Below are 17,997 nucleotides of genomic sequence, written 5' to 3'. Positions count from 1 at the left end.
CACTTCACATGAAGCTGGCCCTGCTGATCCGGATCACTGCACTGATCGTTGCATTATTTTCCCTGATCAGCTTGGGCACCAAAGTTGCGTCCATACATCAGCAATCCGTTCAGGAAGCCCAGTATCAAGCCTGGGCTTCGGATGAAGCCATCCTGACGCGAACGCTGGCTGAGTTTGAGGCCATGCGCAAACTGGTGTCGCTGTACGCGGCAACCCGAGATCCAAAATACATCAACCACTACCTGGACCTGGTCGGCATTCACAATGGCAGCCGGGTGTATTCCGAACCCGTGGGCAATGACTACTGGATTGACGTGATCACCGGGCAACGCAAGGTCTCAGCAGTCACCTGGGGCGTGGGCGACAACCTCAATGAACGCCTGTATTCCCTCAAGTTTGTTCAGCCGGAAGAACCCGCCATCGAGCGCATTCTGGACCTGAAACACCAGCTTGAGAAAAGCGAGTTGAATGCGTTTGCACAAGGCATGAACCGATATGTCGGCAAGGACGGGAAACACGACCTCACCGGAGAAGATGTCAAGGACACCTTCGGCGTGCTTTTTGACCGCAAACACATTGAACTAACACATGCCCTTACCTTTGAAATCTCGGCACTCATCGCTCGAGAAAAGCGCAGGTATCTGACACAAATTGAAAGCTCACGCAGTGAGCTCAAAACCAGTGTGGTAGTCGACGCAGTCCTGACACTGCTGTTTATCGTCGGACTGTGTGCGGGTTTACTGGCCATCAAACGCCGAGTGATTGACCCCATCAACTCGTTGTATTCCGCCAGCGAAGAAATCATGAAAGGGGACTACACCGTCCGTGTCACAAACCATCAGGGCACCCAGGAAATCATTCTGCTCACCCGTGCATTCAACCGAATGATCCGATCTTTTCAACGGGACTTGGAGAAAAGCGAACGGGTCAAGCGGGCACTTGAAGAAGTGAATCTGGCCAATCTGGAAAAAGAACGGGCCAAGAACGAATCGCGGATCAAGAGTTCATTCCTGGCCAACATGAGCCATGAAATTCGAACACCGATGAATGCAATTCTCGGGATGACTGCACTGACACTGAAAACCAATCTGAGCGAAAAGCAGCGAGACTATCTCAAGAAAATCCAATTGTCCGGGAACAATTTGCTGGCTTTGATCAACAGTATTCTTGACCTGTCCAAACTCGAATCCGACATGTTCAAACTGGAACAAAGCCCGTTTCGCTTTGACGATGTGCTGGAAGAAGTGTTTGGGACTCTGGGCAATACGGCAAGCCACAAAAACATTCGCCTGCATTACACCCTGAAAAGCCGCAACATGCAGAGCATGTTGAACAACTTGGTGGGCGACCCGCTGCGGATTGGGCAAATCTTCAAGAATTTGGTGGGCAATGCCATCAAATTCACGCAGCGCGGCTACGTGAGCGTTAGTGCAAAAATTCTGGAGCGACAGGACGACCAGGTCACCTTGCAGTTCAGTGTCAGTGACACAGGCATCGGCATGAGCAAGGACAAACTTCAAAACGTGTTTGACAAATTTACGCAAGCCGACAGCAGCACCACGCGCATGTACGGTGGAAGCGGCCTGGGCTTGAGCATTGCCAAGGAACTGGTGCACCTCATGGGTGGTGACATCCATGTTCAATCCACATTGGGCAAAGGCTCCGTGTTCAATTTCACACTGAAATTGCGCCTGCAGGAAGGTGTGCCGCTAACCCTGCGAAGCCCCATGGTCAACACCGATACCCACGTATATCTGTGTTCAGAAGACGGCAAGTTGCTGAAATCCATGCGCAGCCTGTTTGTGGAATTTGGCGTACAACTGACCGCAGTGACCGCCCAGCAAATCATTTGGCAAGACATTCACACCACTGACAACGACCTCATTGTGGTGGACTGCGATGTCACACCTCACGGGATGGAAACATTTGCCGAACTGATATCCCTGTCCAGAACGCACCCAAGTCAATGGGTGTGGCTATCCACGCAGGACTCGGCCGAGGTGTTGAGAACACACCCCATGCTGACCGAGCAGAAAATTTTGACCACCCCACTGCTGCCCCGGCACGTGATCCAGATGCTGGACTTGGATCCAAAAACTGTGGAAGGTGAAGCGCACGAGGTGAGCCCCGCGCTGACGCAATTGCCAACGGGCGGACAATTCCGGCATGCCGACTTGTTGCTCGTCGAAGACCATCCGCTGAACATGGAGCTGTTGATTGATTTTCTGGCCCCCCGGAAATACAACATCCAATGTGCGCGTGACGGACAGGAAGCGATGGATCTGCTCAAACAGCGCAACCGTCCATTTGACATGATCATCACGGATCTGGAAATGCCGTTGCTTGACGGATATCAGTTGGCCGCTTGGATCCGTAGCCACCTCATCCACGGCCAAACCCCCATCATGGCACTCACTGCCCATGCATTTGAGCAAACCCGGGTGCGCTGCACGCAACTGGGCATCGACATGGTGCTCACCAAGCCGTTCCATGAGGCTGATCTATACAACGCCGTGCGCAATGCCCTGGCACGTCAAGATGGCGTGTTGACCGGCTTTGAGCAATGTGCAGCCGAGGCCCCGGGTAACCCCTCGACCAAGTCGCAGGCTGGCCGGCAAATCTTCCAGACAGACCGGTTCGAACCCCAGCGGATGGCGAAGTATTTGAGCAAGTTCATAGAAACCAGCCATGACCTGGTGCCGCGGCTGAACCAACTGCTCAAAGATCAGGCGTATGCCGAGTTTCGTCGAGAAATTCATTCCACCAGTGGCGTACTGGGCATGTTGGCCAAAGACGACATCAAGGCCGCTTTTTCACAAATGGATCGCGATCTGGAAGATCCCGCGCAAACCCAACGGGTGATGCGGGAAGTTCATGAACAGTGGCCGGCCATTCTGGCGGAAGCCAGGGAAACATTGGACCGCATGCAGAAAATCGGACAAACCTGAAAAATCCTTGTATTTTGAAAGGCTCTTGTCATTGTTTTGAGAAACACCATGAATTACACTGCATCCATGGTGTTCAACCAATAGAGCGCACGGGGCCGCTTCAAGCCAACGTGGGCCGTTGATGGTCGTCTTTTCAAGGGTTTGTAGTGAAGCACATGCGCTATCTGGCCAGCGTGGCCATGGTCGTCGCAAGCTTGAGTGCGTTTCCCAGGGTGGGACACGCCGATGTTGTGGTGGTGGGGTCCACACAGTTGCCCATCTCGCAAATCAGCGTCACCAATCTTCGCGACTTGTACACAGGCCGCACCCGGCAATTGGGTGCGTTGCCCGTCACCGTGATTGATCGAAACGACGACTCCCCGGACCGCGGCCAATTCATCTCAAAAACACTCGGTTTCAGCCCTGAAGAATTCCACACCGTGCAGCGTGTGGTGGAATACATCGGAAAACCCGACAACCCACCCAAGGTGGCCCGAACACGCCTGCAAATGCTGGAGATGGTGGCCAACTCATCCAATGCGCTGGGCTACGTGAGCAAGAAAGAATTCGCCGAACTGTCACGCCAGTGGCGCATCAAAGAAATCCGGATAACCCCGGAATAAACTCAGCCGGTGATGTCCGTTGCAGACCTGGTCTCGCCAGATTTCTTCCGCACACGGGCCTGGGCCTTCAGAAACACACTGACAGCCTGCGCCTTGTTGGCCGCCTCCAGGCGACGGAATATTTCCCGGATGTGGCCTCGAATCGTCTCTGGGCTCAACCCCATGTTTTGGGCTACCTGCTTGGCAGACATGCCCTGGGCAGTTAACGTCATGATTTCAACTTGCCGCCAGGTCAATGGCTTGGCACCGGGGTAGGCCACAATGTCCGAGTGGTGTTCATTGTGCGCACTGAACCCTTCCTGTGATGCCTTGCCCAAGACACCAGAACGCTGCAGCAACTGCTCAATGCCTTCAAACAACTCACTTTGCCGCGCGTTTTTGGACAACCACAAGGCGTTGCCTTGCTCAGCCCGCTGGCGCAACGCCGGGTCTGCGTCACCGGTGTAAATCATCGTTGGTGTGGATGAAAATGCGCTTTGAATCCACGTCAAGGTATCCAGCCCCTTGGAATCCAGCAAATTTAAATCCGCAATCAACACCGATGGGTTTTGCAGCGTGTATTCCCGTGCCGCCTTGACGGAATTGACGACCTGTATGTTCACATCGGTGACCAGATCCTTGCAGGCGTCTTCGACCACCATGGAGACCACTGGGTGATCTTCCAGAATGAGAACCAGATGTTGGTGTGATGCCATGGCGATGTTTCAATCTTTGTATGAATTATGGCCTCTATCGTAATTCTTCTGACAAGGGTCTGTACAGCCTAAAAGAGGGGTGCCACGGACAGGGTATCCCCCGTTCTGTGAGGTCCACACCAGCCCATTCTTTCATAGGATTGAACCATTGCATTAACCGGGGCCACCACCATGAGCGCAGTCCTCAACACCAGCCTGTTCAACCTGGACCACATCATCCCCATGCCTGTCGAGGTCATGGACCCGCCGATCGTGCATGAACTGGGCGATGTGGCCGCTGCGCTGAGCCGCTTCGCACACCGCTTGTCTCACACACAACAAGCGGGGCGTGCCATGGATGTGTTGTTCCAACTGCGCCAATGGGCCACGGACAAACCCACGGTGGAAACCCTGTTGGCCGGCCATTTGGACAGCATTGCCCAAGTCATTGCCAACAGCCCGGGCTTACGGATTCATCAAGACATGCAAATGCGGCTAAACGCCTTGGTTGAACATTTGGGCTTTCTGGCCTTGGTGTTTGAATCGGAAACCCACCTGGCGGCCCATCAGGTGACAGACGCCTGGCTGCAAGGCCAATTGATGAGCCAACATTAAGCGCAAATGGGCAGCAATGGCTGCCTATTTGCCGATACAAAACCGGCTAAAGATCAAACCCAGCAAATCATCGGGCAGCAATCGACCCGTGATTTCACCCAGCGCGTCGTGTGCAAGCCGCAACTCTTCAGCAAACAAATCCAGAATCCGGTCATCCTGCAAGGCATAGGCATGCGCCAGTTCCAAGTGTGAACGACAAACCTTCAGCGCATCCACATGCCGCTGCCTGGCCATGAAGCCGTGCTCCGGCGCATGATTAAAACCCACTTTGTGAAGAATGGCATCCTTCAAAGTCTCCAGGCCTGCACCGGTTTTTGCAGACACCCAGCATTGATCTTCCCCCAGGTTGTCCGGCAGGCTGTCCAGCAAATCCGATTTGTTCCAGACCTGAATGCGCGGAATCCTCAAAGCAACATCGGGAAGCGGCATGTCCAGTTGATCAGGATGTGCCGCATCCATTAACAGCATGAGCAAATCGGCTTCTTGAATTGACTTGAACGTCCGGTCAATACCGATCTTTTCAACCGTGTCATCTGTGACGCGCAACCCGGCGGTATCCACCAATACCAAGGGAACCCCCCGGATATTCAGCTCCTGCACAATGCGATCACGGGTGGTGCCAGCCACGGGCGACACAATCGCCACCTCTTCACCGGCCAGTGCGTTCAACAAAGAGGACTTGCCAACGTTGGGTGGTCCAACCAGAACAATGCGCAGCCCTTCGCGAAATTTGACACCTTCCTGAGCCAGTGCCATCAATTCCGATTGCTGAGTCAAAATGGACTGTAATTGGCCCTTGGCATCGGCTTTTTCCAGAAATTCAATTTCTTCTTCGGGAAAATCCAGTGTGGCTTCCAATAGCAAACGGAGGTGGGTGATGCGGTCAGCAAGATCGGTAACCTGCTGAGAAAATACACCAGTTAATGATGCCGCTGCAGCCTTGGCTGCACCCACCGATTGGGCATCAATCAAGTCCGCCACCGCCTCGGCCTGCGCCAAATCCAGCTTGTCATTCAAAAAGGCACGCTGGGTAAACTCACCTGGCAAGGCATGACGCAGGGGCAGGCTCAAGCGCTGAGCCTGCTCAAGCGCGTGGTTCAACACGGCCTGCAATACCGCAGGCCCACCATGCCCCTGGAACTCCAGCACATGCTCGCCAGTGAATGACGCAGGGCCGGCGAATCGCAACGCGATGCCTTCGTCAATGGCATGGCCACTGGCATCCCGAAGGGTCACCAGCGTGGCCAATCGAACAGTTGGAATTTTTTGAAGAAACGCCTGGCAGAACAATTCGCAGTGCGCCGCCTGCGGGAACGAGAACCGCAGCACCCCCACCCCACCCTTGCCGGGTGGAGTGGCAATGGCCACGATCGGGTCTGAGTTACTGCTCAGCACCTGATTCAATTTTGCGGGTGATGACCCACTGCTGTGTAATCGACAGAATGTTGTTCACCACCCAGTACAGCACCAAGCCGGCCGGGAAAAACACAAACATCACCGAAAACACCAGCGGCATGACCATCATCACCTTGGCCTGAACAGGATCGGGTGGTGTGGGGTTCAGCTTGGTCTGGATGAACATGGTAATGGCCATGACGATCGGCAAGATGCCCAGCTTGAAGCCCAATGCAATGGGTAGAAAGCGTGTAATGAGGTCATCGGGCGAGGCCAGATCAGCCACCCAGTACCAGGGCGCATTGCGCATTTCCACGCTGGCCAACAACACCCAGTACAGTGAAATGAACACCGGAATTTGAACCACGATGGGCATACAGCCACCCAGCGGGTTGATCTTCTCGCGCTTGTACATGTCCATCATGGCGCGTTGGAAACCCATTTTGTCATCGCCATACTGTTCTTTCAGGGCTTGCATGCGGGGACCGATTTTTCGCATTTTCGCCATGGACCTGTAACTGGCCGCCGACAAGGGGAAGAAAGCCAATTTGATCAGGAGCGTCAGCAGTACAATCGCCCAACCCCAGTTGCCAACCACCGAGTGGATTTTTTCCAGCAACCAGTAAATGGGTTGTGCAATCACGGTCAACCAACCGTAGTCCACCACCAGCTCCAGACCAGGGGCAACTTTCTCCAGCACACGCTGGTCTTGCGGGCCGGTGTACACCACACTGGTGTATTTGGCCGTTTGCCCAGGGGCAACCGCGCCGAGTGGACTGACCACACCAAAAGAATACAGGTTGTCTTCCACTTTGCGGACGAAGTTTTCACGCGGACCTGCTTGAGCCACAATGGCCGACACAAAATAATGCTGCACCATGGCCACCCAACCGGCATCGGTATTCTTGGTGTATTCAGCCGCATTTTTGTTGATGGACTCGAACTTCACCTTTTGATATTTGCCCTCCGGACTGTAAACAGCCGGACCAGTGAAGGTGGAGTAAAACTTGGAGTCGGTGGACAGTGGGTTACCATCGCGGGTGATCTGGACATAAGCGCTCGGCGTTACCGCTTGCTCACCCAGGTTTTTCACGTCCATCTCGAAACCGATTTGATAGCTGCCCTTGGTGAAGGTGTACACATACAGGGTTTCGAGATTGCCAGACACAGCACGCAGCTTGAGTTGCTGTGTGGGTTTTTCAGCGGTTGGTTCACCCGGCTTTTGAACCACCTCGAACAGGGTGCGGTGATTGGGGGCACCTGCAACGCCCACCAAGCCAGCTTGCGCCACATACGTGCGTTTGTCCGATTGTTCAAACAATTGAACAGGCAGGGTGGGGTCGCCAGCCTTCGGGTGCTGAAGCAACTTGGAAGAAATGAGCTGGCCGCCTTGGGTTGAAAACTGCAATTCCAACACATCGGTGCGAACAGTCAGCGTTTCAGCAGCTGCCACCTTGACCGGTTCGGCTGACGGCGTGTCACCGACACCGCCCACGGGGGCAGCAGCCTGGGGCAAATCATTGGCCGCTTGGACAGTCACCGCCGGCTTGGCATTGGCCTGCTTGGAATCCGACGCAGCGCCGGTCGGCATGCCAAACAAGGTGGGGTGGCCTTGAGAAGCCTGATAGTTGTCCCACAACATGATGAGAGACAGTGTAAAAATCATCAGCAAGATGAGCCGGCGCGTTTCCATTGAAATCCTTTAGCAACTAGGCATTGTGACGGTGCGTGGTGGGTGCTGGGTGCGTGTCTGTTTCCGTAGACCCGGGCACCAGGTCTATTCCCCCGGCACTCCAGGGGTTGCAACGGCAAACTCGACCCAAAGCCAGTGCCGTACCCCGCCATGCGCCATGCATTCTAACTGCTTCGAGCGCGTAGGCTGAACAACTGGGGTAAAAACGACAGGATGGCGCAAACATCGGGCTGATGCCGATCTGGTACCCGCGCACCAAACCACTTATGGCGCGTGCTGCGAGAGACAATCGAGGAGTTGATGAAGTTCCTTCCACCAGTCCGCCCTCTGAGAATGACCGATTTGACCAACGGGTTTGGTGAGCCTGACAAGGACTTGCCCTCGGTAGTTCACCAGATGAGCGCGACAGGCTTCTCGAACCAGGCGCTTGAGTGTGTTCCGGTCAACGGCTCGCTTGGCAAGCCGCTTTGGAACCAAAATACCAAAGCGGGCGTCGGCGTCATCCGGAATGGCGTGCAGCATCAGCCGGGCAGTTTTGTTAACCGGCCGGGTTTTCAGCAGGTCAGAAAACGATTCCGACAGGTCAATTGGGCGCATCCGGATGGATTGCTGGCGCGGACAACAGGCTTACTCATTCAGTAAACCAAGCCGCTGCGCAAGCAAACACATTTATACGGCCAGACGGGCGCGGCCTTTGGCGCGACGAGCGCGAAGAACAGCGCGGCCACCGCGGGTGCGTTGGCGAACCAGGAAGCCGTGAGTGCGTTGACGGCGTACTTTCGAAGGTTGGTATGTGCGTTTCATGGCAAACCCAAAGTGTTAGCGTGTAGAGAACCCGAAATTATAGAGGGGTTTTATGGAAATTGATAGGGAAATCTGTCGAAACACAAGAACTTACCGACGCAGCCTCATCATCCGTGGGGGTTTGGATACAATGGAGCGCTGAACAAGAATCCAATTTTTATGCCCATGAGGGCACGACAAGGCTGCTGTGACTGTGATTGATCAATTCTGGACCCACTGTGTTGAGGCGCTGAAAAAAGAAATTCCAGCCCAACAAGTCAAACTGTGGATTGAGCCACTCACGGTTGTCAACTACGACGAAGACACGGGCAGCCTCGCCATGGCGGCACCCAACCGCTTCAAGCTGGACTGGGTGCTGAACAACTACGGTGGTCGTTTTACCGAGCTGGCCAGCGAATATTTCGGCTGCGACATTGACATCCAATGGCAAGTGGCCGCCCGAACAGCACCCAACAATCCGGCTGGCAGCCATCGCGATTCCGGCGGCCCGCCATCCAACCCAACGCCGGCCAAGACCGCAGCGGTGGACACCCTTCGGCGCGATGAGGTGGCCAGTTCAGTGTACGAACGCAGCCGGCTGAACAGGGACCTGTGTTTCTCCAACTTTGTGTCGGGCCGCGCCAACCAGTTGGCCCGCGCTGCTGCGGAACAGGTGGCTGCCAACCCAGGCGTCAGCTACAACCCCTTGTTTTTGTACGGCGGGGTGGGCCTGGGTAAAACTCACCTGATCCACTCCATTGGCAATCGTTTGCTGGAAAGCAACCCGCACGCGCAAATTCGCTACATTCATGCGGAGCAGTACGTCAGTGACGTGGTGAAAGCCTATCAAAAGAAAGCATTCGAAGAATTCAAGCGCTCGTACTATTCATTGGACCTGCTGCTGATTGACGATATCCAGTTTTTTGCCGGGAAAAGTCGAACCCAGGAAGAATTCTTTTATGCATTTGAGCAACTGATTGCCGCCAAAAAACAAATCATCATCACCAGCGACACCTACCCCAAAGACATTCAGGGCATGGATGACCGCTTGATTTCCCGGTTTAACAGCGGCTTAACAGTGGCCATTGAGCCGCCGGAACTCGAAATGCGGGTCGCGATTTTGCTGAAAAAAGCCGAGCAGCAAAAAATCCTGTTCTCAGAAGATGTGGCCTTTTTTGTTGCCAAGCACATGCGGTCGAACATCCGCGAACTGGAAGGTGCATTGCGCCGCATCATGGCTTTCGCATCGTTTCACAACAAGCCGGTCACCATGGACCTGGTGCGAGAAGCCCTGAGAGACATGATTTCCGTGCACCATGGACAAGTGTCGGTAGAAAGCATTCAAAAAACCGTGGCCGACTACTACAAGATCAAAGTGGCCGACATGTTCTCCAAACGCCGGCAAGCCAATATTGTGTTGCCCAGACAAGTGGCCATGTACCTGGCCAAGGAATTGACCGAGAAAAGCTACATGGAAATTGGCGAACTGTTTGGTGGGCGGGACCATACCACTGTGCTGCATGCCGTGAACAAAATCACCGAACTGCGCAACCAGTCGGCCGAGTTGAACCACGCACTGCATGTATTGGACCAAACCTTGAAGGGTTGAGCAACAAGCCCGGCCGGTTGATTTAGAATTGTGGATAAGTCTGTAAAAACCTTGAACAACAAGCGGACTTATCCACAGAAAAAAAAGAACCTCGACGAAGCGCAAAAAGTTATCCACCGTGTGCAGAACCAGTCCGCTGAGTTTTACACCCGTTTTGAAAGAACCTAAGACACTCAAATAAAAAGGGAAAATAGGGTTATCCACCAAAAGTGATCCACTCTATTACCTAATCCTATAAGGAAATATTGAATGGAATTGATTCATAGCTCACGCGATGCATTGGTTCGAAAACTGCAAATCGTCAGCAATATTGTGGAACGCAGGAACACCTTGCCTGTGCTGGCCAACATCCTGCTGAAAAAGAACGGCGGTGTGCTCACCCTGCTGTCTTCCGATATTGAAATGCAGATTCAAACCTCGGCCGATGTGGGTGAAGGCGGCGGAGACACGGCAACCACTGTGGCTGCCCGAAAGTTTCTGGACATTCTTCGTTCGCTTCCCGATGAATCGGATGTGGTGGTGAAGCTGGACGGCAAAAAAATGACCGTTCAAGCCAAGAAAAGCCGTTTTGCTTTGCAAACCTTGCCTGCAGAAGACTTCCCATTGGTGCAAGAACCCAAAGAGTGGCTGACGCAAATCACCCTGCCCCAGAAAATGCTAAAAAACCTGTTGGGCATGGTGCATTTCTCGATGGCGCAGCAAGATTTGCGCTACTACCTCAATGGCGTTTTGCTGGTGATTGATGCAGCGCATGTGCGCGCCGTGGCCACCGACGGGCATCGCCTGGCCTATGCGGAAGCCGCAGGTCAGGGCGGTGCAGGCAAGCATGAAGTGATCATTCCCCGAAAAACGGTGCTGGAGTTGTCGCGCCTGCTGGCTGAAACCGATGACCCTGTGACCATTGACCTGGCAGCCAACCAGGCAAAGTTCACGTTTTCAGACATCACCCTCATCACCAAGCTGGTTGAAGGCAAGTTCCCCGATTATCAGCGCGTGATTCCCAAAAACCACCAGCACAAAGTCGTGATGAGCCGTGACACACTGCTGCACTCATTGCAGCGGGCGTCCATTTTGACCAGCGACAAATTCCGCGGCATTCGCTGGGTGCTGGGTGCAGGCTTGTTAACCGTGGTCGCCAACAACAGCGATCAGGAAGAAGCGCGGGATGAACTGGAGGTGGATTACCAAGGTCCCGAGATTGATGTGGGTTTTAACGTAAACTACCTGTTGGATGTGCTCAACAACCTGAAATCGGAAACCGTTCAATTCACCTTGCAGGATGGCAACAGCAGTGCGCTGGTGACCAACCCCGGCAAGGACGACTTCAAGTACGTCGTCATGCCCATGCGCATTTGAACCGGACACCACAACAAGAACCTATGACTTCAGACACTCAAGACAACGGCGCAACGCCAGTACCCATGGCACCTTCCAATGGCGCTGACTACGGCGAAGGGGCCATTCAGATTCTGGAAGGCCTGGAGGCTGTCCGCAAGCGGCCAGGGATGTACATTGGTGACACATCCGATGGCACCGGTTTGCACCACCTTGTGTTTGAAGTTGTAGACAACTCGATTGACGAGGCCTTGGCGGGGCATTGTGACGACATTGTGGTCACCATCCATGCCGACAATTCCATCAGTGTGATCGACAACGGCCGGGGCATTCCGACCGGCGTCAAAATGGATGACAAGCACGAGCCCAAGCGCTCAGCGGCTGAAATTGCGCTCACCGAATTGCACGCTGGCGGCAAGTTCAACCAAAACAGCTACAAGGTTTCCGGTGGTTTGCATGGTGTGGGCGTCAGTTGCGTGAATGCCCTGTCGGTCTGGCTGAGGCTGACTGTACGCCGTGATGGGAAGGTACACCAACTGGAATTTTCCCGCGGCTTTGTGCAAAACCGAATTCTGGAAACCGTGGACGGTTTTGAAGTATCGCCCATGAAAGTGGTGGGCACTACCGACAAACGGGGTACGGAAGTGCACTTCCTGCCCGACACCGATATTTTTCAGCAAAACCACGATTTTCATTATGAAATATTGGCCAAGCGCCTGCGTGAACTGAGCTTCCTGAACAACGGTGTGCGCATTCGCCTGAAAGACGAACGCACCGGCAAGGAAGATGATTTCGCCGGTAGCGGTGGCGTGATGGGTTTTGTGGAATTCATCAATGCCAACAAAAAAATTCTGCACCCCAATACGTTTTATGCGGCTGGCGAGCGCCCAGCCGAAACCTATGGTGGCATTCCCGGCACCAGCATTGGCGTTGAAGTGTCCATGCAATGGAACGATGGCTTCAATGAATCGGTGCTGTGCTTTACCAACAACATTCCCCAGCGGGATGGCGGTACCCACCTGACCGGTTTGCGCGCCGCCATGACCCGGGTGATCGGCAAATACATTGAAGTCAATGAGATTGCCAAAAAACAGAAAGTGGAAGTAACGGGCGACGACATGCGCGAAGGCTTGTGCTGCGTGCTGTCAGTGAAAGTGCCTGAGCCAAAGTTTTCCAGCCAGACCAAAGACAAACTGGTGTCGAGCGAAGTGCGCGCCCCTGTGGAAGACATTGTGGCCAAAGTGCTCAGTGAATTCCTGGAAGAAAAACCCAACGATGCCAAGCTGATTTGCGGAAAGATTGTTGAAGCGGCGCGTGCGCGTGAAGCAGCGCGGAAAGCCCGTGAAATGACCCGCAGAAAGGGTGTGCTGGATGGTGTTGGCTTGCCCGGTAAACTGGCGGACTGCCAGGAGCGGGACCCTGCCAAATGCGAACTCTACATCGTCGAGGGTGACTCGGCGGGTGGGTCGGCCAAACAAGGCCGTGACCGAAAATTCCAGGCGATTTTGCCATTGCGCGGCAAGGTGCTGAACGTTGAAAAAGCCAGGTTTGACAAGCTGCTGACGTCTGAACAGATCACCACGTTGATCACCGCCTTGGGCACCAGCATCGGCAAAGACGATTTCAACCTGGAAAAACTGCGTTACCACCGCATCATCATCATGACCGACGCGGACGTGGACGGTGCGCACATTCGCACCTTGCTGCTGACATTGCTGTACCGCCAAATGCCCGAGCTGGTTGAAAAAGGCCATGTCTACATTGCCCAGCCACCGCTGTACAAGGTGAAGCATGGCAAGGACGAACGCTACCTGAAAGACGATCAGGAAGAAGCGCAGTACATGCTAAAAATTGCCCTGGAAAAAGCAGCGCTGGTACCGGGTGCAGGCAAGCCTGCCATTTCGGGTGAGGCCTTGGAAGAATTGGCACGCCAGTTTGTGTTGGTGGAATCGGTGGTGGGGCGTTTAAGCCGCATCATCGACGCTGACGTGCTCAATGCCATTGTGGAAGGTGTTGAGCTTGACTTGGATAACGCTGAAAGCGCCAAGGCCACTGCTGAAAAACTGCAGGCTGTGCTGGACCCCGCCATCATGAGTGTGTTTGCCCAGTTTGATGAACAAAGCGACAAGCACCGTGTGTTGGTGCACCGCCGCCACCATGGCAATGTGCGCGTGACCACCATCGACCCTGACTTTGTTCATGGGGCTGATTATCCCCTCTTGGCGCATGCCGCCAAAACCTTCAAAGGGCTCATTTCCGAAGGCGCTGAAATGCAGCGCGGGGATGGCGACAAACAGAAAGTGCAGGCCGTGCAAAGCTTCCGCGAAGCGATGAAATGGCTGCGTGAACAGGCAGAGCGTTCTGTGAGCAAACAACGCTACAAAGGCTTGGGTGAAATGAACCCGTCGCAGTTGTGGGAAACCACCATGGACCCCACTGTGCGCCGTTTGCTGCGTGTGCAAATTGAAGATGCGATTGCCGCTGACCAGATTTTCACGACGCTGATGGGCGATGAAGTGGAGCCGCGCAGGGCATTTATTGAGAGCAATGCATTGAAGGCGAGCAATATTGATGTGTGATCTGAGGTGTGAACACATACGTCATCTGCTTCTCAAAATCATCTCGGCGCAGGACGGTTGATACACCCTGAATTTTGCCGTCCTGCGTCAATATCAATTTCCAGTCTTGAGATCCCGTTAGCGGGTTGGCATACATTTTCCGAATGTGTCGTTTGATGAACAAAAAACGTCGGTCTTCGGTTAATTCGTCTAGGCTAGATGGAAAGCTTTTCACTTCACCAGGCGTAGCGTTGTAATAGCTTCCAATCGCCGCCACAAAAGCGTTGCCGATAAAATTCAGTTCCCGCTCCTTTGCTAATCTGGATTCTGTGCTCCAAATTAAGCCTGTAGCACCCAGGCCGATTCCGAAAGCAATCAACGAAAAAAGCAACATGAGGTATGTAAAACCTGTTTGTTGAACAAAACTTTTTTCACCAGGTTGCATACGATGTCCCATCACGCGATTTTCCGGGTGCGCCGCTGCGAACATCGTAGATCGAATTCGCATCAGAGTCTTCATCAGCTGGCTTGATCAATACCCAAGTGTCTTTCGATTTGGTCAATGGATCTTCAGGAACAAAGCGGATATAGCGGCCTTTTGCCAGTGACTGAAGGCTATTGGGGTATTGACCATGATCGGAATGAAACTTGTCTATGGCATCTCGCATAACCAAGAGATTTTGCTTGAGTGCCGCTTCCTTGGATTGATCAATGCTGTTGAAATAGCGCGGCACAGCAATTGTCAGCAGTGTTGCCAGAATCGCCAACACGACCAACAATTCAATCAATGTGAATCCACAATTCAACCGTTGAGTTCCCATCACCAGTCCTTGTAAGGAATTCCATTCAGACCAATACCGGTTGACTTCGAATACACATCAAATACATCTCTGCCTGGTTTGGGTGCATCAGGCGGGCTTTCATAACTCCGTAAAGCCCATGAATCAATGGCTGAAGTTTTGGTATCCGCAAAGGGATCACGTGGAATTCGACGTAAAAAGTAAATTAAACGTTTGTCAGGGTTATTGATGGATACCACACCATCAACAAGATTTGCTAAATCGCCTGGGTATCCAGTGGCATCTGCAGCACGTTCAATCCGGTTTTCGTCAGAAGCTTTTTTATAGGCATCCAAGGCTGTACGAATTTGGCGAAGTGCGGCACGAAGCTCCTCTTCTTTTGCGCGTTTGGAAGCCAACTCAGACAATGGCAAACCCACAGATGCAAGTACACCTATAATCACGACCACAACCAACAATTCGATGAGTGTAAAACCTGATTGATGCGCAACATTCACGGTTTAACTCCGGGCATTGGCGGAATAAAAATACTTTGGTCCACAGCGGGTGGTCCAGGCTGCGTTGAGTTAGGCATCGACATTGAGTCAATAGTTTCGCTTCGCTGTACCTCAGGGTTTAGGCCGAATTGAGAAATAGCGGATGTCTCAGGACTGTTGGAAGTCGATGCAGACAGGGATCTTAGCTGTATGGGTGCCGCCCCCAGTGAATTCTGAGTACCCGACAAAATCTCGCTTTTACCACTGGTCGGAAGCGGAATATTTCGAATAATCCGGGGTGTGATCAACAGTACAATTTCAGTCTTCACACCATTTTCAGAAGTGCTGGAAAAGAGTCGACCCAAAAGTGGAAAATCGCCCAAAAAGGGTACACGTTGTGCAGAATTTCGCTCATCCTGTTGAATGAGGCCAGCGAGGATTTGTGTTTCACCATCTTTCACCCTCAATACAGTAGATGCGTTGCGGGTACCCAAACGGTATGTTTGTAACCCAGATGTACGAGTAATGGTTTCCAGAATATTGGATACTTCCAAATTCACATTCATGGACACTTGCTGGTCCAGAGAAATTACAGGCTCAAGGTTTAACTTCAAGCCCACATCCAGATAATTCACAGATTCACTGGTACCAACGTTGGCTGTGGTGGTTGTGGTGACTACTGGGACTCGTTCCCCAATCAGAATGTTTGCCTTGGCTCTGTTTTTAATGCGAATACGAGGGTTGGCCAGCAAGCTTGCGTCACCATCCAGTTGGCGTAAAGTAGCCGTAATAAGAGGGTTGTTTACTTGAACTGTGACCAATCCCTTGGATGGATTTCTAAATTCATCGTAGGTTAACTCACCGCGAACACCCGCTGAACCTGTGACTGAACCAGAGATTTGGTCTGGCCAACGAATGCCCAAGTCGCGCATCTTATTGCTTGCAATTTCCAACACCTCCAATTCCAGCATCACTTCTGGTTCAGGTAGATCCTGAGTAGCAATCAACTGCTCAGCAAGATTAATGGTGTCACGGGTATCTTTCATCACAATCAGGTTCAACCGCTCGTCAACAAAAAGATCCTTGGCTTTCACCATGGCTTTCAGCATGTTGGCTGTTTGTTGAACATTTGAGTGGCTCAGGTAAAAATTTCGAATAATCAGCTCTTGATATTCATCAGCCTTCGCGACGGTATTTGGATAGATCAATATGGTGCTTTCATCCAACACGCGGTGATTGAGCTGATTCATTGACAAAACCACCCTTAATACATCCTGCATGGGTTTTTGCTTAATACTCATGGAGATGTGAGTATCTACCCGAACATCCTTGTCGAAAATAAAGTTGATGCCTGTAGCATGCACCAGTGCGTCAAAAACAGCCGAGATCGGAGCATCCCGGAAGCTGAATGAAATCTCTTTTTTGAACTGGGCCCCCAGCTCAGTGGCTGCATTTTTGGGCTTAATACCCATATGCTGCTCCACCTCGTCTTTCAAGGCCATAAGACGTGAATTGCCAGGTTGCAGTGCAATGGCTTGCGACAAGCTCGACAAGGCATCCGCAAATTTTTTTTGTTGTAAATATTCGGTAGTTTCGTCAGCCAGGCGTTCCGCCTTTACCGCGCTGTCCAGCTGCTCCAGACCTCGGCTTGCCCTCACATTTCCGGAGTCGATGATCAGTACCTTCTTGAAGTCTATTCGTGCATCGTCCAATGCGCCAAGGCTGGCTTTGTTTTCTGCTCGTGCCAATATCCGGTTGATCAAACCTTCCTTTTGCCGAAAATACGTCGCCCGGTACTCGGCATTCATCGGGTCTTTCAACATGGCCTCCTCAAGTTTGCCCAAGCCAGAGATGGAATCACCGGATTTGAGTAACTGATTGCCTTCACGATAGGCTTTCGATGCAGCGCAACTGCTTAGCGCGACGACAAGAAAGGCCAATATCAGCAGATATATTTTTCTCACTCTAGACCACTCAAGCTCAATTCGTACAAATGGTTCATGGGTAGGTATCGAATCGACACCATGGTTTCGGAGATGTGTTCAATTCTGTAGTCGCCCTGACCGAGTACATCACCTTCAGAAACAGGAATGGACTGTGTACCACTACGCAAATAGAGCACGGATTGCTGACCTTGCTTGAACCTCGCCATGGCGACATATGGCAAGGGTGGAAGAACAGGTTGAATCTCTGCTTTTGGAATTGATGGCAAAATAGGATTGTTTGTTACTGGCAAATTCTGCAATGGTTCAGGTGGTGCTGTTAACGGTTCATCAACAAACACGTCTTCGCCAGAGGGTTCCCATTTGAGTCGACTGGCGTAAATTGCATAGGGGTCTATTGCAGACCCTTTTTGATTGATGCTTTCTGGAGTAACAGCCATAGATGAAGCAACCTCATGATGAGGTCTATCATTGCTGGTCAGCTTCGGTGCTAGAAGATGAAGCAACAACAAACCACCCAGCAAAATAAATAATGCTGTCAAACGAAGCTTGGACTGAATCAACGG

17 protein-coding genes are annotated in these 17,997 nt (G+C 52.5%); 6 read left to right on the top strand and 11 right to left on the bottom strand.

Going from position 1 to position 17,997, the window contains the following annotated elements:
- Positions 1-8: 8 nt before the first annotated feature.
- Together NQT62_RS04180 and NQT62_RS04175 are read left to right on the top strand one after the other, a co-directional pair.
- The gene (locus NQT62_RS04180; RefSeq protein WP_256763332.1) at positions 9-2,948 is read left to right on the top strand and encodes a hybrid sensor histidine kinase/response regulator; all 2,940 of its coding nucleotides are present in this window, start codon (positions 9-11) and stop codon (positions 2,946-2,948) included.
- A 155-nt stretch (positions 2,949-3,103) separates the two neighbouring features.
- The gene (locus tag NQT62_RS04175; RefSeq protein WP_256763331.1) at positions 3,104-3,550 is read left to right on the top strand and encodes a type 2 periplasmic-binding domain-containing protein; all 447 of its coding nucleotides are present in this window, start codon (positions 3,104-3,106) and stop codon (positions 3,548-3,550) included.
- 2 nt (positions 3,551-3,552) lie between these two features.
- On the opposite strand, the gene NQT62_RS04170 is transcribed toward NQT62_RS04175, so the two are convergent.
- Positions 3,553-4,245, bottom strand: coding sequence for a response regulator transcription factor (locus NQT62_RS04170; protein WP_256763330.1), 693 nt, complete (start codon positions 4,243-4,245; stop codon positions 3,553-3,555).
- Positions 4,246-4,416: 171 nt separating this feature from the next.
- Between NQT62_RS04170 and NQT62_RS04165 the strand changes: the two genes are divergently transcribed.
- Positions 4,417-4,839 (top strand): hypothetical protein, encoded by a 423-nt coding sequence (locus tag NQT62_RS04165; protein ID WP_256763329.1) that lies wholly within the window; start codon positions 4,417-4,419, stop codon positions 4,837-4,839.
- Between the two features lie 24 nt (positions 4,840-4,863).
- Here NQT62_RS04165 and mnmE read toward each other — a convergent pair whose 3' ends face one another.
- The 5 genes from mnmE to rpmH all read right to left on the bottom strand — a co-directional run bounded on the left by mnmE (position 4,864) and on the right by rpmH (position 8,731).
- Positions 4,864-6,207, bottom strand: a complete 1,344-nt coding sequence (gene mnmE / locus NQT62_RS04160; RefSeq protein WP_256763328.1) for a tRNA uridine-5-carboxymethylaminomethyl(34) synthesis GTPase MnmE — start codon at positions 6,205-6,207, stop codon at positions 4,864-4,866.
- Positions 6,208-6,220: 13 nt separating this feature from the next.
- Positions 6,221-7,927, bottom strand: coding sequence for a membrane protein insertase YidC (gene yidC / locus NQT62_RS04155; protein ID WP_256763327.1), 1,707 nt, complete (start codon positions 7,925-7,927; stop codon positions 6,221-6,223).
- 16 nt (positions 7,928-7,943) lie between these two features.
- Positions 7,944-8,243, bottom strand: a complete 300-nt coding sequence (gene yidD, locus NQT62_RS04150; protein WP_256763326.1) for a membrane protein insertion efficiency factor YidD — start codon at positions 8,241-8,243, stop codon at positions 7,944-7,946.
- Positions 8,192-8,449 carry a ribonuclease P protein component gene (locus NQT62_RS15485; protein WP_370569137.1) on the bottom strand — a complete coding sequence of 86 codons (258 nt, stop codon included), beginning with the start codon at positions 8,447-8,449 and terminating at the stop codon, positions 8,192-8,194. Before NQT62_RS15485 ends, yidD begins: the two co-directional genes overlap by 52 nt.
- Before the next feature lie 147 nt (positions 8,450-8,596).
- On the bottom strand, positions 8,597-8,731 hold the full coding sequence (gene rpmH, locus NQT62_RS04140) for a 50S ribosomal protein L34 (RefSeq protein WP_256763323.1): 135 nt from the start codon (positions 8,729-8,731) through the stop codon (positions 8,597-8,599).
- 196 nt (positions 8,732-8,927) lie between these two features.
- Between rpmH and dnaA the strand changes: the two genes are divergently transcribed.
- The 3 genes from dnaA to gyrB all read left to right on the top strand — a co-directional run bounded on the left by dnaA (position 8,928) and on the right by gyrB (position 14,233).
- Positions 8,928-10,319 (top strand): chromosomal replication initiator protein DnaA, encoded by a 1,392-nt coding sequence (gene dnaA / locus NQT62_RS04135; protein ID WP_256763549.1) that lies wholly within the window; start codon positions 8,928-8,930, stop codon positions 10,317-10,319.
- Between the two features lie 249 nt (positions 10,320-10,568).
- Positions 10,569-11,675: a DNA polymerase III subunit beta gene (dnaN, locus tag NQT62_RS04130; protein ID WP_256763322.1), complete on the top strand. Its 1,107-nt coding sequence runs from the start codon at positions 10,569-10,571 to the stop codon at positions 11,673-11,675.
- A 23-nt stretch (positions 11,676-11,698) separates the two neighbouring features.
- Positions 11,699-14,233, top strand: coding sequence for a DNA topoisomerase (ATP-hydrolyzing) subunit B (gene gyrB / locus NQT62_RS04125; protein ID WP_370569123.1), 2,535 nt, complete (start codon positions 11,699-11,701; stop codon positions 14,231-14,233).
- On the opposite strand, the gene NQT62_RS04120 is transcribed toward gyrB, so the two are convergent.
- Genes NQT62_RS04120 through NQT62_RS04100 form a run of 5 tightly spaced genes read right to left on the bottom strand, consistent with a single transcriptional unit; the run spans position 14,190 to position 17,994 of the window.
- Complete coding sequence (locus NQT62_RS04120) at positions 14,190-14,672, bottom strand: type II secretion system protein (protein ID WP_256763321.1); 483 nt, start codon at positions 14,670-14,672, stop codon at positions 14,190-14,192. The two genes, gyrB and NQT62_RS04120, sit on opposite strands and share 44 nt — an antisense overlap.
- Positions 14,644-15,033 carry a type II secretion system protein gene (locus NQT62_RS04115; protein WP_256763546.1) on the bottom strand — a complete coding sequence of 130 codons (390 nt, stop codon included), beginning with the start codon at positions 15,031-15,033 and terminating at the stop codon, positions 14,644-14,646. Before NQT62_RS04115 ends, NQT62_RS04120 begins: the two co-directional genes overlap by 29 nt.
- Positions 15,033-15,509: a type II secretion system protein gene (locus tag NQT62_RS04110; protein ID WP_256763319.1), complete on the bottom strand. Its 477-nt coding sequence runs from the start codon at positions 15,507-15,509 to the stop codon at positions 15,033-15,035. The genes NQT62_RS04115 and NQT62_RS04110 overlap by 1 nt, the downstream gene beginning before the upstream one ends.
- Complete coding sequence (locus tag NQT62_RS15480; RefSeq protein WP_256763318.1) at positions 15,506-17,452, bottom strand: secretin GspD/PilQ domain-containing protein; 1,947 nt, start codon at positions 17,450-17,452, stop codon at positions 15,506-15,508. The genes NQT62_RS04110 and NQT62_RS15480 overlap by 4 nt, the downstream gene beginning before the upstream one ends.
- Positions 17,449-17,994 (bottom strand): hypothetical protein, encoded by a 546-nt coding sequence (locus tag NQT62_RS04100; protein WP_256763317.1) that lies wholly within the window; start codon positions 17,992-17,994, stop codon positions 17,449-17,451. Before NQT62_RS04100 ends, NQT62_RS15480 begins: the two co-directional genes overlap by 4 nt.
- Between the last annotated feature and the right edge of the window lie 3 nt (positions 17,995-17,997).

This window comes from Limnobacter humi, assembly GCF_024518835.1.
Lineage (GTDB): Bacteria > Pseudomonadota > Gammaproteobacteria > Burkholderiales > Burkholderiaceae_B > Limnobacter > Limnobacter humi.
Note: the sequence above shows the minus strand (reverse complement) of the source record. Positions and strands in the feature narration are given on the sequence as shown.